Origin of the sequence: Halalkalibacter flavus (assembly GCF_036663575.1) — a bacterium.
Lineage (GTDB): Bacteria > Bacillota > Bacilli > Bacillales > Bacillaceae_D > Halalkalibacter > Halalkalibacter flavus.
The window spans coordinates 1-215 of record NZ_JAWRVK010000455.1; the positions used below are offsets into that span (position 1 = coordinate 1).

Below are 215 nucleotides of genomic sequence, written 5' to 3' on the forward strand. Positions count from 1 at the left end.
GGCCCGTTGGTCAAGCGGTTAAGACACCGCCCTTTCACGGCGGTAACACGGGTTCGAATCCCGTACGGGTCACCATTATAGAAATTAGAGATTAGAAGTAAGAAGTTAGAAAAAAGAACTTTTCTAACCTCGCACATGCAAAACGGAGGATTAGCTCAGCTGGGAGAGCACCTGCCTTACAAGCAGGGGGTCGGCGGTTCGATCCCGTCATCCTC

At 51.2% G+C, this 215-nt stretch carries 1 tRNA gene; it reads left to right on the forward strand.

Annotated features, from left to right (window positions below):
* Positions 1-75 (forward strand) — tRNA-Glu (locus SAY88_RS25775).
* Positions 76-215 lie beyond the last annotated feature (140 nt).